Annotated in this window: 21 protein-coding genes; 5 read left to right on the forward strand and 16 right to left on the reverse strand. The window is 38.9% G+C overall.

The window, feature by feature from the left end; all coding sequences use genetic code 11:
• Positions 1-47 precede the first annotated feature (47 nt).
• The 8 genes from I6F10_RS02145 to I6F10_RS02180 all read right to left on the reverse strand — a co-directional run bounded on the left by I6F10_RS02145 (position 48) and on the right by I6F10_RS02180 (position 8,940).
• Positions 48-302 (reverse strand): lipoprotein, encoded by a 255-nt coding sequence (locus I6F10_RS02145; protein ID WP_024599137.1) that lies wholly within the window; start codon positions 300-302, stop codon positions 48-50.
• A gap of 19 nt (positions 303-321) precedes the next feature.
• Positions 322-1,158: a peptidoglycan binding protein CsiV gene (locus tag I6F10_RS02150; RefSeq protein WP_076923823.1), complete on the reverse strand. Its 837-nt coding sequence runs from the start codon at positions 1,156-1,158 to the stop codon at positions 322-324.
• Positions 1,158-4,631 carry a transcription-repair coupling factor gene (gene mfd / locus I6F10_RS02155; RefSeq protein WP_197098342.1) on the reverse strand — a complete coding sequence of 1,158 codons (3,474 nt, stop codon included), beginning with the start codon at positions 4,629-4,631 and terminating at the stop codon, positions 1,158-1,160. Before mfd ends, I6F10_RS02150 begins: the two co-directional genes overlap by 1 nt.
• Before the next feature lie 59 nt (positions 4,632-4,690).
• Positions 4,691-5,584: a carbon-nitrogen hydrolase gene (locus tag I6F10_RS02160; protein WP_182755759.1), complete on the reverse strand. Its 894-nt coding sequence runs from the start codon at positions 5,582-5,584 to the stop codon at positions 4,691-4,693.
• Positions 5,581-6,636 (reverse strand): agmatine deiminase family protein, encoded by a 1,056-nt coding sequence (locus tag I6F10_RS02165; RefSeq protein ID WP_197098343.1) that lies wholly within the window; start codon positions 6,634-6,636, stop codon positions 5,581-5,583. The genes I6F10_RS02160 and I6F10_RS02165 overlap by 4 nt, the downstream gene beginning before the upstream one ends.
• A 57-nt stretch (positions 6,637-6,693) precedes the next feature.
• Positions 6,694-7,302, reverse strand: a complete 609-nt coding sequence (locus tag I6F10_RS02170) for a PilZ domain-containing protein (RefSeq protein ID WP_197098344.1) — start codon at positions 7,300-7,302, stop codon at positions 6,694-6,696.
• A gap of 220 nt (positions 7,303-7,522) precedes the next feature.
• Positions 7,523-8,290 carry a haloacid dehalogenase type II gene (locus tag I6F10_RS02175; protein WP_197098345.1) on the reverse strand — a complete coding sequence of 256 codons (768 nt, stop codon included), beginning with the start codon at positions 8,288-8,290 and terminating at the stop codon, positions 7,523-7,525.
• Complete coding sequence (locus I6F10_RS02180; RefSeq protein ID WP_197098346.1) at positions 8,290-8,940, reverse strand: peroxiredoxin-like family protein; 651 nt, start codon at positions 8,938-8,940, stop codon at positions 8,290-8,292. Before I6F10_RS02180 ends, I6F10_RS02175 begins: the two co-directional genes overlap by 1 nt.
• A gap of 122 nt (positions 8,941-9,062) precedes the next feature.
• Here I6F10_RS02180 and I6F10_RS02185 point away from each other — a divergent pair, with 122 nt between their 5' ends.
• Positions 9,063-9,950 carry a LysR family transcriptional regulator gene (locus I6F10_RS02185; RefSeq protein ID WP_197098347.1) on the forward strand — a complete coding sequence of 296 codons (888 nt, stop codon included), beginning with the start codon at positions 9,063-9,065 and terminating at the stop codon, positions 9,948-9,950.
• Here the strand turns inward: I6F10_RS02185 and I6F10_RS02190 are convergent.
• Positions 9,930-10,445, reverse strand: coding sequence for a DUF2937 family protein (locus tag I6F10_RS02190; protein ID WP_197098348.1), 516 nt, complete (start codon positions 10,443-10,445; stop codon positions 9,930-9,932). The two genes, I6F10_RS02185 and I6F10_RS02190, sit on opposite strands and share 21 nt — an antisense overlap.
• Before the next feature lie 375 nt (positions 10,446-10,820).
• On the opposite strand from I6F10_RS02190, the gene I6F10_RS02195 reads away from it, so the two are divergent.
• Genes I6F10_RS02195 through I6F10_RS02205 form a run of 3 tightly spaced genes read left to right on the forward strand, consistent with a single transcriptional unit; the run spans position 10,821 to position 15,508 of the window.
• Positions 10,821-11,387: an RNA polymerase sigma factor gene (locus I6F10_RS02195; protein WP_002961494.1), complete on the forward strand. Its 567-nt coding sequence runs from the start codon at positions 10,821-10,823 to the stop codon at positions 11,385-11,387.
• Positions 11,384-12,463 carry a FecR family protein gene (locus I6F10_RS02200; protein WP_197098349.1) on the forward strand — a complete coding sequence of 360 codons (1,080 nt, stop codon included), beginning with the start codon at positions 11,384-11,386 and terminating at the stop codon, positions 12,461-12,463. The genes I6F10_RS02195 and I6F10_RS02200 overlap by 4 nt, the downstream gene beginning before the upstream one ends.
• A gap of 9 nt (positions 12,464-12,472) precedes the next feature.
• Positions 12,473-15,508 (forward strand): TonB-dependent receptor plug domain-containing protein, encoded by a 3,036-nt coding sequence (locus I6F10_RS02205; RefSeq protein WP_197098350.1) that lies wholly within the window; start codon positions 12,473-12,475, stop codon positions 15,506-15,508.
• A gap of 247 nt (positions 15,509-15,755) precedes the next feature.
• Here the strand turns inward: I6F10_RS02205 and I6F10_RS02210 are convergent, their stop codons facing one another.
• The 7 genes from I6F10_RS02210 to I6F10_RS02240 form a co-directional block, all read right to left on the reverse strand.
• Positions 15,756-16,151 carry an ExbD/TolR family protein gene (locus tag I6F10_RS02210; protein ID WP_197098351.1) on the reverse strand — a complete coding sequence of 132 codons (396 nt, stop codon included), beginning with the start codon at positions 16,149-16,151 and terminating at the stop codon, positions 15,756-15,758.
• 314 nt (positions 16,152-16,465) lie between these two features.
• Positions 16,466-16,909 (reverse strand): ferritin-like domain-containing protein, encoded by a 444-nt coding sequence (locus I6F10_RS02215; protein ID WP_002961486.1) that lies wholly within the window; start codon positions 16,907-16,909, stop codon positions 16,466-16,468.
• 177 nt (positions 16,910-17,086) lie between these two features.
• On the reverse strand, positions 17,087-18,025 hold the full coding sequence (locus tag I6F10_RS02220) for a LysR family transcriptional regulator (protein ID WP_002961484.1): 939 nt from the start codon (positions 18,023-18,025) through the stop codon (positions 17,087-17,089).
• A gap of 17 nt (positions 18,026-18,042) precedes the next feature.
• Positions 18,043-19,761 carry a bifunctional isocitrate dehydrogenase kinase/phosphatase gene (aceK, locus tag I6F10_RS02225; RefSeq protein ID WP_197098352.1) on the reverse strand — a complete coding sequence of 573 codons (1,719 nt, stop codon included), beginning with the start codon at positions 19,759-19,761 and terminating at the stop codon, positions 18,043-18,045.
• Between the two features lie 103 nt (positions 19,762-19,864).
• Positions 19,865-20,344 carry a DUF4124 domain-containing protein gene (locus tag I6F10_RS02230; protein ID WP_197098353.1) on the reverse strand — a complete coding sequence of 160 codons (480 nt, stop codon included), beginning with the start codon at positions 20,342-20,344 and terminating at the stop codon, positions 19,865-19,867.
• An 86-nt stretch (positions 20,345-20,430) separates the two neighbouring features.
• On the reverse strand, positions 20,431-21,927 hold the full coding sequence (locus tag I6F10_RS02235; RefSeq protein ID WP_197098354.1) for a DUF3413 domain-containing protein: 1,497 nt from the start codon (positions 21,925-21,927) through the stop codon (positions 20,431-20,433).
• A 5-nt stretch (positions 21,928-21,932) separates the two neighbouring features.
• Positions 21,933-22,145, reverse strand: coding sequence for a DUF1414 domain-containing protein (locus tag I6F10_RS02240; RefSeq protein WP_002961475.1), 213 nt, complete (start codon positions 22,143-22,145; stop codon positions 21,933-21,935).
• Between the two features lie 62 nt (positions 22,146-22,207).
• On the opposite strand from I6F10_RS02240, the gene yejK reads away from it, so the two are divergent.
• On the forward strand, positions 22,208-23,224 hold the full coding sequence (gene yejK, locus I6F10_RS02245; protein ID WP_002961473.1) for a nucleoid-associated protein YejK: 1,017 nt from the start codon (positions 22,208-22,210) through the stop codon (positions 23,222-23,224).
• The last annotated feature ends 268 nt before the right edge of the window (positions 23,225-23,492 follow it).

A 23,492-nucleotide genomic window follows, 5' to 3' on the forward strand; every position in this document is an offset into this window, starting at 1 on the left:
TTTAGTAATTAAAAAAGGGACTGATAAAATCAGTCCCTTTTTTTAATTTATTTATTAGCTAAACCATGTTTACTATATAAAGTTACTTTGTTTGATACTAGCGTGATCTCGATATTTTTTGCTTCGTCGCCCCACACACAATTAGTATGCAGTGTTTTTTCAACACAGTTGTCCGCAGTGCCTAAAATGGTTTCAACTTCAGTCTTATCCATACCTACTTTGATTTTTTCGTAACTCTCAAGACTTACCTTAGAACAAGCCGCAAGGCTTAATGTAGCTGCGATGATAAGGAGTTTTTTCATTGTTATATCCTACTTAGTATTAATGTTTGAATTTTCTGATTTGGACAATCATGCCCATTCGTGGGTGGTCAAAGTAATGTACTTCACCACTTATTACACGTCTAAACTGAGAAAAGCGGGCTGACTCTATATCGCCATTTTCTAGCTTTTGGCTAATATCAAAATTAGCTGTAATGTATAAATAATGTCGTAAGTGTATTTTAAATAAACCGTCTAGTTCCCATTCTGCTTTTGATTGATCCGGGTCGTTAAATAGTTCAGGTTGTGAATTTAATAAACTTACAAAATCAGGGTTTGAATAGCTAGGGGTTACGTTAGAGTCACTTTTAAGGTGTTTACCTGCGATTAAATGCATGCTTGGTGCACGCGACTTACTTGCGCCTTCAAAGCGCCAGCCTGTATGTAGAATAGGTGTTAATCCTTTGCGATCTAGCTGCCTGTACTGCGCTTTAAATTGCAGCTGTTCTGGCGCTAATAAATAAGTTTGCTGCATATCATCTTTAGCGGGCGCTAGAGGCGTAACAGGTAGCTCATCATAGCTTTGTAGGTAGTTTGTACTGTCACCACATACACCCGATTGCGGGTTTGAATTAACTAATGAATCTGTAAAAGAGCGTTTTTGAAAACGCTCATCACCATCTATACAGGCTTGCATTGCTTGCTCTGTATAAAGAGGGGTCATTAAATCTAGAGAGTTTTTATCCTCAATAGCTTTGTGCTTAAGTGTAAAATCTTCTTGCAAATACGGAGCCGGGCGCTGTTTAAATACAAGCACCTCAACCTCAAACCAGCGTTCTGCAAATGCAGTGCTGCTAAACAAGCAGCATAAAATAACCAGCGATTTTTTTAGCAACATTAATGGCTAACCTTTTTTTCGAAATCTGCAATCATTGCAGTGACCATTTTTAAGCGTTCGCGAGCGTTAGCTTCACTAATTGCAAAGCGCAATTTATTTGCGCCATCCATTTTGTACACCTTAGGCGCACTTTGTATCAAACCAATGATGAAGCTAGGGTTAACCTTGGTATCTTGGCTAAATTCAAAATAACCACCTTTTGGGTTTGCCTCAATTTTTGTTATACCCAAATTACTGGCCTGCATTTTAAGCTGCTGCAAGCTGAACAAGTTTTTGGCTGCATCTGGCAGTAAACCAAAACGGTCTATAAGTTCTACCTGTAATTCGTCCATGTCGTCAAGGTTAGCACAACTTGCAACGCGCTTGTACATGCCTAAACGTGCATTTACATCGTGTATGTAGTCATCAGGTAATAGGGCAGCTAGTTTTAAATCTACTTCGGTTTGTTTTTGAAGTAGGTTTTCAAGCGTTGGCTCTTTACCTTCACGTAGTGCATTTACGGCCTGCTCGAGCATTTCCATATACAAACTAAAGCCTATAGTTTGCATTTGACCTGATTGATCGTCGCCAAGTAACTCACCGGCGCCACGAATTTCTAAATCGTGTGTAGCGAGGGCAAAACCCGCGCCTAAATCTTCCAACGATTCGATTGCTTGTAAGCGTTTACTCGCGTCTTTAGAAAGTGCTTTGGGGTCACCTGTGAGTAAATAGGCATACGCTTGGTGATGGCTTCGGCCAACTCGTCCACGTAATTGGTGTAATTGCGCAAGGCCAAGTTTATCAGCTCTGTCCATAATAATGGTATTTGCGGTAGGCACATCGATACCCGTTTCTATGATCGTGGTACACACCAGTACGTTGTATTTTTGATGATAAAAGTCAGTCATTATTTGCTCAAGCTCTTGCTCGCGCATTTGACCATGGGCTGAGGTTACGCTTGCTTCAGGCACCCATTCACTAATTTCTTGTGCAACACGCTCAATAGTTTCTACATTGTTATGCAAAAAGTAAACTTGGCCACCGCGTTTAATTTCTCGCAGTACGGCTTCGCGTATTAGTTCTACATCGCGTTGCCGTACAAAGGTTTTAACCGCTAAACGTTTAGCCGGTGGCGTTGCAATAATTGATAAATCGCGCATGCCGCTCATGGCCATGTTAAGTGTACGCGGTATTGGCGTTGCAGTTAGTGTGAGTATGTCTACATCGGCACGCAGAGCTTTAATTTTCTCTTTTTGGCGAACACCAAAGCGATGTTCTTCATCGACAATGAGTAAGCCTAAATCGTTAAACTTAATATCTTGCTGAATAAGTTTATGTGTACCAATAACTATATCGAGCTTACCGTTTGCCATTTTTTCAAGCGTATCTTTTTGCTCTTTAGTGGAGTTAAAGCGCGAAAGTACACCTACTTCAATAGGAAAATCAGCAAAACGGTCTTTAAAGTTTTCATAGTGCTGCTGAGCCAGCAAGGTGGTAGGCACTAAAATTGCCACTTGTTTATCATCGTTAACCGCTACAAAAGCAGCGCGCATGGCCACTTCTGTTTTACCAAAGCCTACGTCACCACATACTAAGCGGTCCATGGCTTGCTTTGATTGCATATCACCTAATACCGCTTCTATGGCGTTGCGCTGATCGTCAGTTTCTTCAAACGGAAAGCTATCGCTAAATTGACGATATGCGGGGGCATCTAGAGTAAATTTATTACCAGGCTTTGCTTGGCGCTGAGCATAAATGTCGAGTAATTCAGCGGCGACATCGCGAACTTTTTCAGCAGCACGTTTTTTTGCTTTTTCCCATGCATCTGAGCCAAGCTTATGCAGTGGGGCGCTGGCTTCTTCACCACCAGAGTAACGACTAAGCATATGCAGTGCAGATACTGGCACGTACAATTTAGCTTCACTTGCGTAAGTAATCGTAACAAACTCAGTAACTACACCTGCAGCATCAATTGTTTGCAAACCTTGGTAACGGCCAACACCATGATCAAGATGCACAACAGGTTGACCTTCTTTAAGCTCGGCTAAATTACGAATTAGCGCATCTTGGCTGGCTTCGTACTTGTGCTTGCGGCGTCTGCGCTGAGATACTTTTATGCCAAGTAGTTCTTGCTCGGTAATAATAGAAAGGCTTGGTTTAGTGCCAAGTACTACACTTTGCTCGAGCGGGCTTACTACTAAGCCTACATCACTTGCACTTTTTATAAATTGTTCGAGTGTTTCAAATTCTTTAAATTTTAAACCGCTTGGTTTTAAAATGCTCAGCAATGATTCGCGACGACCGTCCGATTCAACACTGAGTAATATGCGGCCTTTTTTCTTTTTTTGCTCTGCTACATAATTTATAAACTCGCCATAAGGTTCATGCTGTTTATGATCAATTCGAATGGCTGGCAGCTCGCTAACGCTTAAGTTTTTATTACCTGCTTTAGTGCCAAGCTTTGCAAGGGATAATCTAATACGTGCAAAATTGCCTAAATTAGAAAACAGCTCTTCAATAGGCTGATAAAGTACATTAGGTTCAAGTAATGGACGAAGTGGGTCAACTCTGCGGTTTTCATAGCGTACATTTATATCGTGCCAAAAGTTATCTGCCGCGAGCTCTAAATCACCTAGCTGCATAACAGTTGTTGTATCTGGCAAGTAGTCAAAAATAGTCGCTAGCTTTTCAAAAAACAACGGCATGTAGTATTCAATACCTGCAGGCCAGTTACCTTTGCTTACTTGCATGTATACAGAGTCTTGCTGCGAGCTTGCACCAAATTTTTCGCGATAGCTTATTCTAAAACGTTCAATATCAGCGTCGTTAGTAGGAAATTCATGCGCTGGAAGTAGCTCAATTTTATCTACTTTTTCATCAGAGCGCTGTGTTTCTACATCAAATAAGCGAATTGTGTCGAGTTCGTCATCAAAAAAGTCGAGTCTAAATGGATGCGGGCTACCCATTGGGTATAAGTCAACGATAGAGCCGCGTATAGCGTATTCGCCGTGCTCCATTACTTGTTGAACATTTAAATAACCAGCTTGCTCTAAATTGTCACGAAAGTTATGTGTGTCTAGCTTGTCGCCCACTTTAAAGTTTATTGTTGAACCGTAAATAAACGAGGCTGGGGCTGTGCGCAACATTAGAGTAGATACAGGCACAATTAACACACTTTGTTGTTCTTTTTTTAAGGTATTTAAAGTGGCTAAACGGGCTGAAATAATATCTTGATGGGGAGAAAAGTGATCGTATGGCAGAGTTTCCCAATCAGGAAATACCATGACTGGGTTATCGGGTAATAAATATTCTAATTCTGTTTCAAGGCGTAGTGCGCTTGGTGTATCAGGCGTAACAATCAAGACTAAGTTGTCTTGTTGTTTAACGCCTTCTGCAATGGCAATACTTAAACCACTTCCGCTTAGCTGGCCCCATTGAATTTTATCTTTTTGAGATTTTACCCAAGGCAAGGCTGCCCATTGCTCAAACGCCATTTATTACTCCATTTATAGTTGGCTCTTAGCAAGTAAGAGCCATCTTGAGTTAAGTTTACTTAGTCTCGGTATATTTTTGTTAGGTCTTTATAGTGATCAATTCTACGGTCACGTAAGAACGGCCAAATACGTCTTACGTTTTCTGAGCGTTTTTGATCAATTTCTACCACTAAAATTTGCTCATCAGTATTATTAGCCTCGGCTAGTAACTCACCTTGTGGGCCTGCAATGAACGAATTTCCCCAAAATGAAATACCATCACTTTGTCCGCTTGGGTCACTTTCATGGCCAACGCGGTTACAGCTAATTACCGGCACGCCATTGGCAACAGCATGGGCACGCTGGCTAATAACCCACGCATCTTTTTGACGAGTTTGCTCAGCAATGTCGTCGTTAGGATCCCAACCGATAGCGGTTGGGTAAATTAATACCTCAGCGCCAGCCATTGCCATTAAACGTGCAGCTTCAGGAAACCATTGATCCCAACATACTAGCACGCCTAATTTACCCACCGAGGTTTGAATAGGCTCAAAACCGATATCACCTGGGGTAAAGTAAAATTTTTCGTAAAAACCTGGGTCATCAGGAATATGCATTTTACGGTATTTACCCGCAATGCTGCCGTCTTGCTCTAATACAACCGCAGTATTGTGATAAAGGCCCGTAGCGCGTTTTTCAAATAAAGAGGCCACAATAACAATGCTTAGCTCTTTAGCAAGCTCACCTAAGGCATTACTGCTAGGGCCTGGAATGGTTTCGGCTAAATCAAATACGTCAACATTTTCGGTTTGGCAAAAATAGAGGCTTCGGTGTAGCTCTTGAAGTACAACCAGTTTTGCACCTTTTTGAGCTGCTTCACGAATGGCACTCATTGATTTTGCCATATTGTCCTGAGCGTTATCGGTATTGCTTTGTTGCACTAACGCAACGGTTAATTTTGCAGGGCTTGTCATTGTGCTGCTCCAGCTAAAAATCCACGAGGTAATTGCATTGTAATACAGTGCAGGCTGCCAAATTGTTCAATTATTGGTTGGCAATTAACGCCAATAATAGTGTGTTGTGGGTATGCTTTTTGAACTTGCGCAAGAGCACGCTCATCATTGGCATCATTATACGTTGGCACAAGCACAGCATTATTAATAATTAAGTAGTTAGCGTAGGTAGCCGGTAAGCGTGTTTGCTCATCGTCATAAGCGGCTTTTGGCCACGGTAACTCAATTAAGTTATATGGGGTGTTATCGGCAGTTTTAAAGGTTTTTAGTTGTTTTTCCATCGCATCAAGTGCGCTAAAGTGCTCATCAGTTTTATCGTCACACTGCACATATACAAGGGTATTATTTGGTGCAAAGCGCACTAAAGTATCAATGTGGCTGTCGGTGTCATCGCCCGCTAAATAGCCATGTTCAACCCATAAAAAACTCGTCGCGCCTAAGTACTCTTTTAAAAGAGCTTCAATATCATTTAGGTTTAAATCAGGGTTACGGTTTTTATTAAGCAAACATTCGCTGGTTGTTAGCAACACACCGTGCTCGTTTATTTCAATACCGCCACCTTCAAGTACCATATCAAGCGCTTGATATTGGTTGTTTGTGCTACTTAGCTCTTTTACCAAAGTACGATTAATTTGATTGTCTAATGCGCTTTCAAACTTATTGCCCCAACCATTAAAAGTAAAATCATATACTTTTAGTTGCTCTGGTGAGTCAATTGCGGCGCAAGTAAGCGGACCATGATCGCGCGCCCAGGTATCGTTAGTAGGCGTTACTACAAAATGGACACGATTAAGAGAGACGTTAGCACTATTTAGTAATGCTGTAATATGCACTTTTAAGGCACTGTTATGCGCCACAATAACAAGCTGTTGCTGCGTTGTTATGTGTTTAGCAAGTTCAATATATACAGGTTCTACACGCGCTAAGTTGTCGGCCCAATCGGTGTCTTTGTGAGGCCATGTAAGCATGACAGCGTCTTGCTCGGCCCATTCTGGTAAAAGTCTAAAGTTCATGAATTTTATATACTAATTAAGATGGCGCTAGTTTAGCATTTTACATAAAGATGTCAGCTAATTATCACTGTTTAGGTCGCCTTGGTTTTGATCAAGTTCTTGACGTTTTTTAAGTTGGCGGGTTTGAGCATGTAAACTCGCTCTAACAATAAGTTCTTGGTCAGTGGTTCTAATTGCGGTAAAGAGCATAGTGTATTGGTAGTGTTCGCTATCTTGTTTTTCTACTGCCACAACTTCGGTGTAACAATAAACCGCAGAGGCCTCGTGGTGCAAAAACAGTTTGGTTCTAAATGCTTGGCCAATTGAGTGTACTTCAGGTGATGTAAAACGAATACCGCCACCGCCGTAGCTATCACATTGTATTGCGTTATCTTGGGCTTGTTCTGAGGCCAAAATATGGCTCATTATTAAATCTATTTTACGTGACTGCGCTTGTAAAAAAGTAGCTAGCTCTTGTGCCATATCGCCTAAGTTACGCAGTGGGCGTAACGAGCTTTGCTCAAGCTCACTTACTTCATTTGCTAATCTAAATAGTGGGGGAATGTCGTCTTCAAGCTCAAGCTGCGATTTAGGAACTTGTCCGTTTGATACGGGGAATAAATTTACTCTTATACTTTCATTAATTTGAAAGTACTGCTCAAACTCACCTAATCTTTCACTATTCATTATGTTCTCCACCACGTATTTATTTAATAGTAGCGTTGTGAGTACTAAATTGCTAGCAGATAAAATAACGCGTAGCGGGCTAAATGCTTTGTTTACATTCAATTTTTAACATACAGATTATGAAAATAAATACACTAAGACATATTTAGGGGGAGTTACAAAAAAGCGGCCAATGTCATCCTAACATTGGCCGCTTGGGTATTGATTCATCAGCGTGTACTTATTTAAGTAGAGCGGCTAATTCATGTAAATCTTTCACAACGTGATCTGGTTTTTTAGCTAATGGGTAAAGTGCTTTACCTGGGCGTGCTATAAAAGTGGTTTGTAAGCCAGCTTCTTTTGCACCAGCAACATCCCAGCCATGGGCTGCAACCATCATTGCTTCATTTGGTGCTACGTTTAGCTTTTTAAGTACCCACTCATACACACGTAAGTCTGGTTTGTAAATTTTAATATCTTCAATGCTGTAACGCGCATCAAAGTAAGACATTAAACCAGCGCTTTCAAACTGTGCCTTTACACCTTTGTTTGAAGAATTTGTAAGGCTTACTAACTTATAGCCCTGTGCTTTGAGTTTTGCCAGTCCTTCTTTAACATCGCTGTGGGGAGGAAGCGTTAAAAGAGGCGTAACAATAGCTGTTTTAGCTTGTTCACTTGTAATATCAATGTTGTTATTTTGAGCAACCATAAGAAGTGACGCCACACCGATTTGCCCAAAGTCGTGATAACTACCGCTTACAGTATCTACTAATGAATGATGCAGCATAGTTGAAAACCACAGTGGTAATAAATCTTCACGTCCGCCTAGAGCTTTACCAATAGAGGTACGCATTGACGTTAAATCAAGTAGGGTTTCGTTTACATCAAAAATAAGCACTTTAGGTTTTGCTTGTTCTTTTGGTTCATCAGCGACTGCATAACCAGATACAAGGCTTGTGCCCACAAGTAGTGAAAGAGTAAGTGTTTTTAACGATTTTAAAATAGACATTAATTATTCTCCGATTCAAGTGCTGTCATAACATCAATAGGTTCTGCGCGTAGGGTGTAATCTTCGCTTAAAAATGCGTATGTAATAACACCTTCTTGGTTTATCACATAGGTGGCCGGTAGCGGTAATTTAAAGCTTTTATCGCCGTAGTAGTGTTCAAAATCAATACCAAATTGTGTATATAACGCTTGAATACGCTCATCAAGTGTAAACAACAAACCAAATTGCTCAGCTACTTTATTGCTCACATCTGAAAGCACGTCAAATTCAAGGTCGTTTTTTTGTGCAGTTGAGAGAGTTTCATCAGGTAGTTGTGGTGATATTGCGATTAACTGAGCACTTTGAGTTTTAAATTGTGGTAAGTAGTCGTTAAGTGCTTTTAGTTCTAAATTACAATATGGGCACCAGCCACCACGGTAAAAGCTAATGATTACCGGGCCTTTTTTTAATAAATCTGCAAGCTCAATGTTTTCGCCGTTATGGTTGGCTAAGCTAAAGTTTTCTACTTTTTTACCAATTTGCAATGCATTGTCTCTAATATGCTGTGCAATTAGCTCTTCATTTGTAGTGTTCATTAGTGCCAAAACGTCAGCCGGTAATTTGGCATCTTTTTGTACATTATAGGCATCTATTTGTGCTTTTAAACTCATGATTGAACCTCAATAATTAGACTATTTGCAATTATAGTGTTTTAGATATTTAAATAAACATTGCAATACTGAAAGCTTCATTCGAAAATATTAAACATTGAAAAGTGCACAATGGCATCTTTATGTATAATTTAAGCGACCTAGAAACATTTATAGCTGTAGTTGAAAATAAGGGCGTGCTTGCTGCTGCCCGCGAGCAGCATTTATCGCCTGCAACGGTGAGCCATCGCTTAAGTAAACTAGAGCGTGAGCTTGCTACAGTACTTGTTTTTAGAGATAGCAGGCGAGTACGGTTATCTCCCGCAGGTGAAATATTTTATACGCGTGTGGGGGCTATAATAGAAGCTCTACACGATGCTGAACATAGTATTGGCGCGCGTAGCTCATCGGTGAGTGGTTTACTACGCGTGACCATGCCGCCTTGGGTTTTTTCAAAATACGTAATGCCTAAACTCAATGAGTTTGAGCAAGCTTACCCTGAACTAAAGCTTGATTTTTTAATAACGGATCATTTTGTAAATGTGGTTGATGACGCCCAAGATGTTGCAATTAGGGTGGGAAAATTAAATGACTCAGGATTACTTTCTCGTAAAATCGTAAACAATAGTCGCATACTGTGTGCAGCCCCTAGCTACATAGAAAAGTACGGCATGCCTGAAAATTTAACGCAATTGAGTGAGCATTATTGGGTTTGCCTGCCGTGGCAACGCCAGTTAAAGCTTTTTGACGAACACAAAAAAATACATACCTTTAATGCTAAAACTCGTTTTACTATTTCAAACTCCGATAATATGACACAAGCTGCTATTGCAGGTCATGGTATCGCTATTAAGTCAAAAATAGCGATTAATGAAGATCTTAAAAACGGTATTTTGGTTGAAGTTATGCCAGGGGTAATGGCACAAGATGATGCACCGGTTTGGTTTTTACGTCCGCAAAATAGTTTAACAACCCGCAAAACCGATGTATTTTATGATTTTATGAAATCATTATTTTTGAGCTGCGAATAAGCGTTTAAATGAGCGTTTTACTCCAGTTAAAAACAAATAACCAGTAAGCTCTGCAAGCAAGGCAACAATTATGGCTGCAACAATGGCGGCTATAATAGAGTCTTTTTTCAAAATGATTTGACCTTCAAAGCGTTGCCATACTTGTTGCTTTATATCGCTCATGCCACTGATCATAGTAAATATATACGGAGATTTCTCAAACCTATTTACGGCTATCTGTAAATCTTGCTGTCGCTCGTAAAGAGTACTGATATTACTTGCCCCTTTGTTCACAATTTCATCACCAATATTTTGATAGTGTTTTATTAGCTTATTTAAATCATTATTGAAATACTTAGCTGCATCGCTTTTAAAAGGCGCAACGGCATTATTAGCTTCAATTAACTGGGCTGATAGTGCTTGGCCAAAATCGCTTACAAATGCAGGTATTTGCACTCCAAGTAGTAAACCGAATGCAAAGAAACTAAGTCGTATATAATCTAAAAGTTTACTCATTTATCTTCCTATGCATTTAAATAACCCAGAATTAACATTTGAGCTTGTTTTTATGTCAAAAACTCGTAATCTATTGGGGCGTGTTAACCTTTGTGGATTGAAATTTGTTCAATCTAGGTACGATTTAATCGCGGCGCGAGGTTTGTAACCTAGCGGGCTAAGTCAAAACCGAGCAACAAAGAGTTAATCGTCCCTAGATCGAGCTCAAAGGGCAGCGCATGTTTGGCATTTATGCTGCGTTATGTACCTATTTATGGGGAATAACCACACTACACAGGCTCTGCCTTGCCTAAATACCAAACGTACTGCTGTAAATTCAACCACGAAAGGCCAACACGCCCTAATAATAAAAATAACAACAGGTGGATGTTAAGGATGACGAAAAAAGTAAAGTTCACGTCAACATTTGTTGATATTTCTAAACAGCTCAAACGTTTTGTATCGCGCATTGTTCAACCCGACGATGTAGAAGATATTGTGCAAGAAACTTTTGTAAAAAGCTATGAAGCTGATTTAAAACAAGACATCCAGTTTACCCGCAGTTATATGCTAAAAACAGCAAAACATCTAGCACTCAACCATATAGCTAAGTGGGACAATAAATTTAATGATTCGTTAGAAAACGATAACGAATTGCCCGTATTACTCAAATCAATGAAGCTCGAAGACGAATACACATCTAAAGAGCGTTTTTTGCTCTTTTGTAGAGCTACTGAGCAACTAAGCTCATCGATTCGTAAATGCTTTATATTAAAAAAAGTTTACGGTATGAGCCAAAAAGAGATAGCAGACCAAATGCAGTTAAGCCAAAGCACTGTTGAAAAACACATTGCCAAAGGATTGTTACAAACCATGTTATACATGCGTGAACATGAGCAAAGCCCTCAAACGAACCCTAAAGCTCAGGCACATCCTATATCAGTTAAGAGGGTCGCAGAATGAGTAATGTTCATCAATTTAATTCAAAAGATTTAATCTTAGAAAAGTCATGTGATTGGATAAGCGCGATTGATCGTGGTTTAACTGATGATGAAAAAGAGCAATTTAAATTATGGATGATGCAAAGCACTGCACATCAAGACTCTATATACGAGCTTGCTCAGCTTTGGGATGAGCTTTCAGTATTAAACGAATTAAGTCATTTATTTCCTCAGCGCAACAATACTAAAACATCAAAAAACAAGTGGATGTTTTCTTACTCAATTGCAGCGAGTTTGTTTGCAGCGTTAATGGTATGCAGCTACTTATTAATTAACTTAGAAAATGGCTACAACCAAGAGCTTGCAAAAGTTAATTACACTAAAATTTACAAAACAAAAGTAGGCGAGCAAGCAACGTATGTGCTGCCAGACGGCACCATAATGCAGCTTAATACTAATAGCTTACTAGAAGTTGCTTATAGCAAAGGTCGCAGACAGTTATTACTTAGTCGTGGGGAAGGGCGCTTTAATGTAGCAAAAGATGCCACGCGTCCGTTTAGTGTTATGGCTGGTGATAAAAGTTTTACCGCGTTAGGCACGGTATTTAATGTACAACGCAATACATCATCAGATTTAGAACTGGTGGTTACTGAAGGCAAAGTGATGATCACCGATCCAAGTGTAGCGGTTGATGCAAATGACTTTAAAGATTATCAACTTGCAGATAATAGCACGAAAAAAATTCGTCAAATTAATGCCAATATTGTTACCTCAGGCGAAAAAGCAGTTATTGAGCAAAGTGTTACAAAGCCAATTACGCAGCTTTCAATGAACGACGTACAACGCGATTTGGCATGGCAAAACGGGATGCTTATTTTTAATGGAGAAGAGCTAAGCGATGCTTTAAATGAAGTAAGCCGCTATACAGCCACACGTTTTGAGCTTTCATCAGCTGAGCTTGCCAGTATTAAAGTGGCTGGAGTATTCAAAGCCGGTGACGTTGAAGGTTTACTAGAAAGTTTACAAACTAACTTTTCGATTGATCATGAGCGTTTAGGTGAGCATGTAGTAACGCTAAAACACCATACAGAATCATAAGTAGACGTTATGCAAATCAAACTAATGTTAGGTAAAGTTGCATCAATAGAGATTGAACGTAAAAAAAACATTAAAAAAAAGAAACAAAACCATAGAGGATTTTTGTTTGTCAGCTGTTTATATAAGTTGCGCAGTAACCAAACGCATTTATTGAGTGGATTTAGTGTGCTTGCACCGGCTATTTTTAGTTTAAGTGTACAAGCAGCAACTCAAACCACTGGGCAAATGGTGCAATTTGATATAAAAGCGCAGCGAGCAGACAAAGCCTTAATTGAATATGCTAGACAAACAGAGCAAACCGTGGTGTTTTCTTATGAGTTGGCAAAGCAGTATGACGCAAATTCAGTTTATGGATTTTACACTCAGCTAGATGTTCTAGAGGCATTATTAGGTGGGACTGAGCTCGATGCGGTTGTTGATCAAAATGGTTTACTGAGTATAAAACTCAAACAAATCAACAGGAATGATAACAACATGATGAAGCTTTCAGCGGTCAGTGCAGCAGTATTACCAGCTTTACTTGCAGTAAATTCGCAAGGTGTAAACGCAGCAGAAGAAGTCGCTCAAGAAAAAATTGAAAAAATCGCTATTGTCGGTAGCCGTGTAGCAGGACGTTCAGTTGAAGATTTACCCGTTCCAGTAGATATCCTAAGTGCAGAAGCGCTTGAAAATACGGGCCAAACAGAAGTTGGTCGTATGCTACAGTCTATCGCCCCTTCATTTAACTTTTCAAGCTCTGCAATTAGTGATGGTACTGATGCTTTAAGACCTGCGACACTTCGCGGTTTGGGCCCCGATCAAACATTGGTGTTAATTAACGGCAAACGTCGTCACCAAGCAAGTATCATTCATATTAATGGCTCTGTTGGGCGTGGTACCGCAGGTACTGACATGAATGCAATTCCAGCTTCTGCAATTAAACGCATTGAAGTATTACGTGATGGCGCTGCTGCTCAGTATGGTTCTGATGCAATTGCTGGTGTTATTAATATTGTACTTAAAGATGGTAGCGAAGGTGGCAAAGCGGCTATTAACTACGGTCAATATTCTGAAGGCGATGGCGAAACCATTAACCTTGATTTTAATAAAGGCTTTGCGCTAGGTGATGACGGTTATTTAAATACAACTATCAATTACCGTGACCGTGCACCGACTAACCGTGCCGGTTTACATGGCTCTTGTCAGTTTTATGGTTGTACAGAACTAAGTGACGGCACTTTACTTGCTGGCGATCCGCGTGAGCTGACAGCCGATCGTGATACCTTTAGAATTGGTGATGCTGATTCTCAGCAGTTTGGTTTAACAATTAATACCGGTTACGAGTTAGGTGATGGCGAGCTTTACGGCTTTATTACTTACTCAACACGCGAAAATGAGTCGGCTGCATTTTTCCGTCATAATGCAAATGCAGGCGGTAACCCAGTACTACAAGATAACGATGCGACGATTCCGCTAGGTTTCTTACCAAAAATCAACACAACTATCGACGATATCTCGTACAACTTTGGTTATAAAACTGAATTTGATAACGATTCAAGCCTTGATTTATCTTACACCTATGGCGAGAATAGTATTGATTACACTACAAGTGACACTATCAATGCCTCATACGCTAACTTTTTACGTTATGACCAAGGCTTAAGTGCAGCTGATATTCGTACAGCTATTCCACGTGAAGCGTACGCTTACGGCATGGAATTATCACTGCAAACAATCAATATTGATTTTACGCAAAACTTTGATGATTATTCGTTAGCGATGGGTGCAGAAATCCGTACTGATGAATACCGTATTTTAGAAGGTAATGAATATGCGTACCGCGATTACGACACATTAAATGGTGTAAGTATTTACAGCGGTTTAAGTGGTGGTGTTGGCTCTGAAGATGCATCGGGTGGTTCACAAGGTTTTGGTGGTTCATCACCTGCGTCTTCAGTGGATGAGTCACGTGATGTAATTTCATTTTACGTAGATGCAGAAGCTTATGTAATTGAAGATGTGATTTTATCTGGTGCACTTCGCTACGATAACTACAAAGGTTTTGGCGATACAGTAAACTTTAAACTTGCTGGTAACTGGTCTATAACCGACGATATTTCATTACGTGGTGCATTAAGCTCAGGATTTAGAGCGCCTTCAATGCAGCAGCTTTACTTTAATAACGTAAGCACACAATTTGTTGTTGATACTAATGGTAATTTAGTTGCAGAAGAAGTTGGTACATTTAGAAATGATTCAACACTTGCGCAAAGTTTAGGAATTCCTAAACTTAAAGAAGAAAAATCACAAAACCGTAGTTTAGGTATTGTGTATAACGTTACCGATAATATTAATGTAACCGTTGATTACTACTCGATTGATATTGACGACCGTATTGTAATTAGTGATCGCTTAGGTAAAGGGTTATCTACAAGCCTTGATGCAGCACTAAACAGTGCTGATGCTGGCGTAGGGCAGTTTTTCTTAAATGGTGCTGATACAGAAACTCGTGGTGTTGATTTTGTAGCAACGTGGAACACCGAAGGTTTAGGCGGCACGCTTGATTTTACACTTGCAGCTAACTTTACCAAAACAGATGTTGTATCGTTGTTCTCTCCTGCTGGCTCAAGCCTTGAGACAGTAAAAGTAGAAGATATATTCTCAGCTGAAGATATCTCTATTATAGAAGAGTGGCAACCAGAGGACCGTATTAACTTAAGTGCGCTTTATCAACGTGATGATTGGACTGTTAACCTCTCACTTAATCGTTTTGGTGAATACACAGTAGAAGATGGCGGTCGTCAAACGTATGGCGCAGAAATTTTAACTGACGTTAAAGTTAACTACTTCGTTACTGAAGATTTATCAGTAAATATTGGTGCAAATAACTTGTTCGATGTTTACCCAGATAAAAATGAAATAGGTAACTCTCGCTCAGGTACTATTGTGGATGCTAGTGGCAACACAGTAATAAGTAGCTCAGGTGTGTTTGACTACTCACGTCGTTCGGCTCCGTTTGGATTTAACGGTGCTTACTACTACGTAGGTGCAGAATACCGTTTTTAATTAATAACCTGAACTCTGGTTAAGATATTTAAACTTTGATTTCTGTAGCCAGAGATTTTCAGTGAAAACCAGGCGAATTTACGCGTCAATAGCTGGCCTATTGCAATTAAATTCAACGCAGTTAACGCTGAAAATAGCTGCTAGAGATAGATTTATTAGCCAGAGTTTAGGTTAAGCAACTCTCCCTTTCGTTATTTAACTCAAAGGGCCGTATGGCCCTTTTTTTTGGTTTTAGTTTGGGCTGATTTTATTTAGAAATCAAACTTATTGAATAATCATCGTATTGCTTAATATTATTCATTACATTCATTAAAGTATTATGTGTACTGTTTTCGTCTGCTGTTATAAGTACTGAACTTACTTCATATTTAGCCGCGAACATCGCTAAATTAGTCGCAACTTGCTCTAAATCAATTAACCTCCCAGAAAAATATACTCCGTTACTTTCATCAATTCTAAATAAAGCATTTTTAACAGGCTTATCTATTTGAGGGCTGTCGAGTGGTCGGTTTAATTCAATAGCCACAGGTTTTACAAAAGATGTAGTTACAATAAAGAAAATTAGTAATATGAACACTATGTCTAACATCGGGGTCATATCTACATCAGCATTATTTTGCAGTTTAGTTAGTTTGCTTTTCATATTGGACCTTATTTTTAATTAAATGCTGCGGCGCCACAGCAAGGTTTTAGGTACCTATTAACAAAATTAGCACAGCAAAAATAAAGCGTGGTTAAATAAACATTCTAATAACATTAAATATTTGTACTAATTATGTATTTAAAATGTGGTGAAATAAGGTGGTGTTTATACCGTTCTGCTTATATATGGGGTCTATTTAGCATCGTTATAATGTAATGCAATTTGTTAAATTGCTTAAAAAACTATGTAGATTGGTATTAGAGGCAATAAAAAACCCAGCTCGAGGCTGGGTTCTAGTTGTGAGCTATGTAAGCTTAATGCTTTTGCATACGGCTCATTTCTGCATGGCAGCTTTGCATTGTTAATAATGTTTTAGCCAGTGCAGCTTCGCAGTCAGCTGGTTGCGGTTTATCCATTGCTGCTTTAATTTCTTCAAGGGTTTTATCTTCTACTTCTTCAAGCTCTTTTACATACGTGCTGTCGTTGTGTGAGGTGAAAGTAGTCAATAGGGCTGTGTACGCACGCCGTGCTTCAACTGCGAAAGATGAGCCATCTTCGCGTTCGCCTTTTTCATTAATTGCATATGGCTGCAAGCGCTCAACACTCACTTTTCGGGCATCTATCATACGCTGAAAAAGTGCACCAATAGCAGGGTCTTCAACTTTTTCCTGTGCTTTTTGATAAAAATCGATGCCGCTGTTCATAACTTGAATGATGTCAGTAATATGATTTACTTCTGATCCTTGATGGGTGTTCATAATGACCTCTTTAATTAAATGAATGTATAGTTCAATTTAATAAAAGCAATGTATGTTCCACGTTTCAATGGTTATGTAGTTGTTTGATTTTATTGGTTTAATTTTGTCTCAGTAGGGTGCTAAGTTAACAGGCAAAAAATTAACCTAGCAATTTTTACATTATATTGTGTAATAAAGTTATTTTAGCTCTTCAGCTACTTCAGCTACTTTTTGACGTAACCAAATGTGACTCGCATCGCGATGTAACAGTGGGCTCCAAATCATATCAAGCTCAAAAGGAGGAATTGGAAATGGTGGCTCTAAAATTTTAAGCCCCGGATCATCTAAATATATATTTGCGGCTTTTGAAGGAAGGGTCGCAATCAAATTTTTCTCTTTAGCTAAATGAATTGCTACATGGTAGTTACGCGTAAAAGTGGCAATATTACGATGCTTACCAAAGTGAGCAAGTGCTTCGTCAACCCAGCCAAGTTTTTGCACATCTTTAGGGTCCATGCCCACACCTACACCAAAACCTGTTTTGCTTACCCATATATGGCGCGCTTTTAAATAGCTGTCGAGGCTAAAGTTTTCAATTATAGGATTATCGGCTTTTACTAAGCAGCAAAAACTATCTTTCCAAATACGTTTATGATGAAAAGACTGTGGTAAGTTTTCAAAACGGTTGATTGCCATATCTACTTTACCGTTTTCTACATCATGAAAGGTGACATCACTTGGTGTGAGTATATCTAAAGTAGTATCGGGGGCTTCTTCGTGCAATTTACTTAAAAGCTTTGGTGCTAATGTACTTGCAGCGTAATCACTGGCCATTATTCTAAACACACGCTTACTTTGGCTTGCCTCAAATTCTCGATTAGGAGCTAGAGTTTCTTCAAGGGTCATTAATATGCCACGAATAACGGGTTGTAACTCCAAAGCACGCTCGGTAGGCACCATACCATCGCTGGTACGAACTAAAATAGGGTCGTTAAATAAGTTACGAAGACGTTTAAGGCCATTACTCATTGCAGGTTGCGTTATACTCAATTGATTAGCAGCGCGTGTTACGTTGCATTCTCGAAGCAATGTATCGAGGTAAACGAGTAAATTTAAATCTATTTTGCTTATATTCATTGTGTGTCCTTTAGCGCTTACCAGTGGTGAATAAAGCGCTGTGCTGTCGGGTATGGGTAAATATGACTTACCTGACCATTTTTTATATTTTGTTGTGCCTGCTTCCAAAAGCTAACATCTATAAGCTCAGGATGAGTGCTGAGTAAAAACTTTTTATACATAGGGTTTGGCATTACAAATGTACAAAGCTGCTCAGGAAATACGTCCTGTGGTGCAACAGAGTAACTTTGTTCATCCATTAAATAGTCGTCATAGCTCTTTGCTTTTGGTAATGCTCTAAAGTTCATATCGGTTAGGTATTGAACTTCATCGTAATCGTAAAAAATAATACGTTTGTGCTTACTTACACCAAAGTTTTTTAAGAGCATATCACCAGGGAATATATTAACAGCAATCATTTCTTTTAGGGCTTGCCCATATTCTTCAATCGCGTCGGCGACACTTTCTTCATCAGCATTTTCTAAAAACAAGTTAAGAGGTGTCATTCGCCGTTCAATATACAAGTGCTTGATGATCAACCAATCGCCCTCAATTACCATTGATGAGCCAATTGTTTTATGTAATTGCGCAAGTAAATTACTATCAAAACGCGCTAAAGGAAATACGACGTTAGAATATTCTATGGTATCGGCCATTCTGCCAACGCGATCATGGTTTTTTACTAGTTGATAGCGCTTTAATACGGTATCACGGCCAAAGGGTTTACTCTCACCAAATTTGTCTTTTATTACTTTAAAAACATAGCCAAATGAGGGGAGGGTAAATACCATCATCACCATACCGGGAGTCCCCGGTGCAATTGTAAACTCATCACTAGAGTGAGATAAATGATTTAAAAACTCTCGGTAAAACTCAGTTTTACCCTGCTTATGAAAACCCACTGCGTTATAGAGCTCAGCAAGTGTTTTGTTTGGCATAAGTTGATTTAAAAACCGAACAAGTGCTGAAGGTGCGTGAGTCTCTACCATAAAGTAGGCGCGGGCAAAGCCAAAAATAACACGCATTTGAGATGACTTAGTTAAAAGTGCATCTAAATATAATCCGTTATCTCCATCGTGTAATACAGCGATTATAAAGGGCTGAACCCCACTTTTTGAAACAACACGACCAACAATATAGGCTGCTTTATTTCGATAAAAAGGTGTGTGTAAAATATCAAAGCGCATTTGCCAAGGTTGGTGATGTGTATCGGGGGCTTGTTTATAAAAAGCTTTAACAAGGAGGCGGATATCACGCTCTAAATTTACAAATGGGGCCTTAAAATCAAAATGACTAATAATGCGTTTTATTGTTGGTTTTAGGCCATCAACTACAGGAAAGTATGTTCTATATTCTGCTTCTACAGGCACTGAAGGAGCATCTTTTAAGGTTGCTTCTACAAATATAAAGTCATTATGAAAATAGCGCCTATGGTACAGCCGGCAAAATACAGAGTTATAAAAAGTTTCGGCGAGCTCTGCTTGGGGATGAAAACATAAAAAATGCTGATATATCTTTTTAACTTCAAGCCATAGGCTTTCATCGAGTTGTTCGGTTGGGGTTTCTTTTTTTAGCGCTTGCGTGGTTTCGTTAACACGATCATCATAATAGCTGATACGCAAACGGCTGATATCATTAATTGCTTGCCAATCTTTTTTTGCAAAGGCAAGAGGGGCTTTGGCTGTTGTTTTTTGAAATAACTGATAGTGCCTTTTAAAACCCGTTAAAATTAATTCAGCAATATGGCGAGGTTGCATTTGCACTCCTTAAAAGTCCCTAGAGTTTATACTCTATTGTGTTAAGGGTATGTTATTTTAAGTTTAAAACCAAGATAAATGTTACTTACTAACTAAGAGTAACTTATTGGAATTGAGCTATCTTTTTTTCGAGAATTTTAATTTGTTTAGTCACAGCCGATACGTTTTTCTTATATGTTTGATTAATTGCTTTTAGTTTTTTAGTAATGTCTTTAGTAATACGTTTTTTATCATCAATGGCTAAGATATGATTTAACCGCTCTTGTTGTTTGTATTCAGCACGCTCTTTATTACGATCAAGTATTGTTAGTTTATGGTTATTACTGCGAAGCTCTGCCTGTAAGCCATATAGAAGCCTTTCACGCTCAAGTTCGTTTAGTTGTTTAGTGTAGTCAACCTTAGGACCAGAATACTGATTACCCGTTGTGTTAACTTTATAAGTCGTTGCTTCGTCGTCACAAGGCAGTTGAGAAAAGACAGTGCCTTTTTCTGTTACACATTTGTAGTAAGTGGTATCGCTAAAGCTAAAAAAACTGATAAGTAAAAAGCTAGAATGGAGAATATAACGAGAAGTTTTAAACATACATGTCATCCTTGGTTTTTATATCTAACAACAATATAAAACTATAACCTAGCTTGGTGGTATATCAAGCTAGGTTAGGATAACTGTTATTGGGTAAAGGTTTTGAGCTTTTTAATACTTTGTACTAAAAATGGTATATCTAAACCTTGTTCAATAGAAAAACCTTCAGCGGCAGAGATGTTTTTAAAGTTACCATCTGAATCTATTAAGGTAATCCTATCTTTTTTATAGGCTATAACAACACCCTGAGAGTAGTTCACGCCCATATCGTCTTTTTTCTTGTATAGATTAACGCCTAGCATTGTTTGCTTGGCAATAGCTTTGCAATTTAAATATTGCCCAACGCTTGTTGCAATTAAGTCGCTAGGTTGAATTAGCCCATCTACTTTAGAAATACGTTTGTCAGAGCTGTATAACGTTGAGGTGGTTACTACTTCTTGCTTGTTATTGGCAAGACTAAAAGCAAAAACCTGTGTTTCATCATCTCGAACAGTAGGGGTATCACTCGCTTTAATTACTCGAATAGCACTAGAGCTATGTGCTTGATCATTAATAAAGCTTAGTTCTTCAATGCCAGTTACTTCAATGCTACGGCGCTGACTTTGCCAAACTGGGAGTGTCTGCTCGGTTAAAATTGCTGCTTTATAAAAAGCGGGTAAACCATACACTAAGCTAAATAACGTATCGTCATGATTTGTTGGCTGTAAAAACTGCTCTGTTTTGTGCATGTTTTTTTTCTCGGCAACAAACTTTTCGAGTTGTTGTTGAGTTTCAAATACAAATATATCTACATTGGCTTGTGTGTAGTCCTCGCATTTTTCAAGCGGGCTTGGCATTTGATAACTAATATTTTGGTTATTAATTTTTACGTTGTGTGCTTGCTCGTAGCTTTCTATATCTAGCAGATCATTTTTAGCTAACAAGCTTTTAGCGGTAGTAGGGTATGAAAGTGGCAAAACATTATCTTGTTTTGTTACATCAAAGTTTAAATTGGCGTCAGCCCAAATATGAATACTGTGGCTAAGCGAAAAACACACGATTAAGAAAGAAATTGCGTAACGTGCAAATTTATATTGCTTTAAACGCTCAAGGTGGTGCCATGTGTAATTACTCACAAGTAGCTGAAAGCCTAAAATAACAACAACAATACCACTGGCTAAAATTGTTGTTAAAGCAGGAGAGCTTGTTAAACGATGCCACAACAATGAAATGATTTCAGGTAAGGCAGATATACTTAGGTGATAACCTAAATTAACATACACATAAGCATCAAGAGTAAGCAATGATGCGCCTACAGTGGCTATTACAGCGGCCATGCCACGAATGTGTCGTGGGTAGGGGAATATTAAACTAAGCGGAAATACCGTCAGCACAAACGCTAAAAAGGCTATAAAACTAGTGTGGCTTAGCCAAGTAACTAGCATATAAGTAATGCCTAAAAAGCTTGTAGGTGGCGAGTCTGCAAATAAATAGCTTAAGCTAATAAGTAGGGCTAAGCCGATATTGGCAAAGGTAAACCAATGCCCCCAACTTAGCAGTTGACTCGCTTTTGATGAAAATTGATTGTGCTGCGATAAATTCATAAATTTTATTTAACCGACTGCGCGAGCGCTTTTGCAAAGTTCTCGGTTACAGCTTGTCTTTTCCCTGTTGGTACATGCTCTTTTAAGATATGCGTGATAGAATTTCCTAAACACATAAGACTTAAATCAACCGGCGCATTGTGTTTAGTTAGCACATCAATAAGCTGATCGACGATTTGTTCTACTTCTTCATTAGAGTATTTTGATAAGATTGGCATTAGTTGGTTCAATAAAATAGTTATATTCTCGTATTTTAACACTAGAGGCGTGAAAAACAAAGATGACAACAGACGTTAAAAAATTAGTCGTTCACTATGTAGACAAAAAAGACGACGATACGCAAATTCACCTTCGAAATGATGAGATGGTAATTAACGATAAAGTAGCCGTTTTTATCGAACAATTACATCATGCATACAATGGTAAACCTGGTAAAGGTTATTGTGCTTTCAGTGGTGACAAAAACAGTGTTGTAGCATCTGCAATGCAAAGTTACCGTAATGATGAGTTAGGCTTTTGGCATATGACCGAGCAAGCCTCGACGGTTTTAAAAGAAGAGCTTGATAAGTATGCATTTAGTGAAACAGGCTATTTAGTATTTTGTCATTACCAGTACGTTGCAACTGATTACATGCTAATTGCGATGATTAACATCAAAGAGCATTATTCTATGACCTCAGAGCTTGATTTAGCCGCTTCTCGTCATTTAGACATATCACGCATGCAACTTGCTGCTCGTATCGATTTAACAGCGTGGGATACACAAGCTGACGACAACCGTTATATTTCATTTATCAAAGGGCGAGCTGGACGTAAAGTTGCTGACTTTTTCTTAGACTTTTTAGGTTGTGAAGAGGGTATTGATTCAAAACAGCAAAGCCAAGTAATGCTTAGCGCAGTAGAGGATTATTTATCTGAGCAACAATTTGATAAATCAGAAAAAGACGATTTACGTAAACAAGTCTTTGACTACTGTAATGACTGTGTGACAACTGGTGAAGATGCCAGCGTAAGCGAGCTATCTGCAACGCTTACAAAAGGCGATGACAGCCCGTTTGATAGTTTTTGTAAAGAACAAAGCTATGACTTAGAAGAAACTTTCCCTGTTGATAAGAAAACCGTAACCAGCATGGTTAAGTTCTCAGGTCTTGGTGGTGGTGTGAGTGTAAGCTTTGAACGTAAACACTTAGGTGAGCGCGTAACTTACAACGAGGCAACGGACACGCTTGTAATTAAAGGTATTCCACCAAACTTAAAAGATCAGTTACAACGTTTTATGGAAAGTGAAAGCGAGTAAATTTAACAAGTTAAGTTAAAAATCTGATTTAAGAGCGCGGTATCTATATCGCGCTTTTTTGTATCGGTATATAAATTCGTTGCATCGGAAAAAAACCTTAAAGATTTATTTCACATAGAGAAGTGAAAGAGGAGTAAATAAGAAACACAAGCTAATCTTATTCACGGTGTTAAATTTCGGCTGAAGTAGTGAAGGTTGCTTACGCGAGAAGCAACGCTTCTGTTTATTTAATTTCTTTGCTAATAAAACCACTTAAAGATTTATTTCA

The organism is Pseudoalteromonas sp. SWYJZ98 (assembly GCF_015864495.1).
In the GTDB taxonomy this organism is placed as follows: domain Bacteria; phylum Pseudomonadota; class Gammaproteobacteria; order Enterobacterales; family Alteromonadaceae; genus Pseudoalteromonas; species Pseudoalteromonas distincta.

Excerpts from the sequence above, each read along its gene's own strand:
- I6F10_RS02145 (WP_024599137.1), bottom strand. The coding sequence starts at position 302 with ATGAAAAAACTCCTTATCATCGCAGCTACATTAAGCCTTGCGGCTTGT.
- I6F10_RS02150 (WP_076923823.1), bottom strand. The coding sequence starts at position 1,158 with ATGTTGCTAAAAAAATCGCTGGTTATTTTATGCTGCTTGTTTAGCAGC.
- mfd (WP_197098342.1), bottom strand. The coding sequence starts at position 4,631 with ATGGCGTTTGAGCAATGGGCAGCCTTGCCTTGGGTAAAATCTCAAAAA.
- I6F10_RS02160 (WP_182755759.1), bottom strand. The coding sequence starts at position 5,584 with ATGACAAGCCCTGCAAAATTAACCGTTGCGTTAGTGCAACAAAGCAAT.
- I6F10_RS02165 (WP_197098343.1), bottom strand. The coding sequence starts at position 6,636 with ATGAACTTTAGACTTTTACCAGAATGGGCCGAGCAAGACGCTGTCATG.
- I6F10_RS02170 (WP_197098344.1), bottom strand. The coding sequence starts at position 7,302 with ATGAATAGTGAAAGATTAGGTGAGTTTGAGCAGTACTTTCAAATTAAT.
- I6F10_RS02175 (WP_197098345.1), bottom strand. The coding sequence starts at position 8,290 with ATGTCTATTTTAAAATCGTTAAAAACACTTACTCTTTCACTACTTGTG.
- I6F10_RS02180 (WP_197098346.1), bottom strand. The coding sequence starts at position 8,940 with ATGAGTTTAAAAGCACAAATAGATGCCTATAATGTACAAAAAGATGCC.
- I6F10_RS02185 (WP_197098347.1), top strand. The coding sequence starts at position 9,063 with ATGTATAATTTAAGCGACCTAGAAACATTTATAGCTGTAGTTGAAAAT.
- I6F10_RS02190 (WP_197098348.1), bottom strand. The coding sequence starts at position 10,445 with ATGAGTAAACTTTTAGATTATATACGACTTAGTTTCTTTGCATTCGGT.
- I6F10_RS02195 (WP_002961494.1), top strand. The coding sequence starts at position 10,821 with ATGACGAAAAAAGTAAAGTTCACGTCAACATTTGTTGATATTTCTAAA.
- I6F10_RS02200 (WP_197098349.1), top strand. The coding sequence starts at position 11,384 with ATGAGTAATGTTCATCAATTTAATTCAAAAGATTTAATCTTAGAAAAG.
- I6F10_RS02205 (WP_197098350.1), top strand. The coding sequence starts at position 12,473 with ATGCAAATCAAACTAATGTTAGGTAAAGTTGCATCAATAGAGATTGAA.
- I6F10_RS02210 (WP_197098351.1), bottom strand. The coding sequence starts at position 16,151 with ATGAAAAGCAAACTAACTAAACTGCAAAATAATGCTGATGTAGATATG.
- I6F10_RS02215 (WP_002961486.1), bottom strand. The coding sequence starts at position 16,909 with ATGAACACCCATCAAGGATCAGAAGTAAATCATATTACTGACATCATT.
- I6F10_RS02220 (WP_002961484.1), bottom strand. The coding sequence starts at position 18,025 with ATGAATATAAGCAAAATAGATTTAAATTTACTCGTTTACCTCGATACA.
- aceK (WP_197098352.1), bottom strand. The coding sequence starts at position 19,761 with ATGCAACCTCGCCATATTGCTGAATTAATTTTAACGGGTTTTAAAAGG.
- I6F10_RS02230 (WP_197098353.1), bottom strand. The coding sequence starts at position 20,344 with ATGTTTAAAACTTCTCGTTATATTCTCCATTCTAGCTTTTTACTTATC.
- I6F10_RS02235 (WP_197098354.1), bottom strand. The coding sequence starts at position 21,927 with ATGAATTTATCGCAGCACAATCAATTTTCATCAAAAGCGAGTCAACTG.
- I6F10_RS02240 (WP_002961475.1), bottom strand. The coding sequence starts at position 22,145 with ATGCCAATCTTATCAAAATACTCTAATGAAGAAGTAGAACAAATCGTC.
- yejK (WP_002961473.1), top strand. The coding sequence starts at position 22,208 with ATGACAACAGACGTTAAAAAATTAGTCGTTCACTATGTAGACAAAAAA.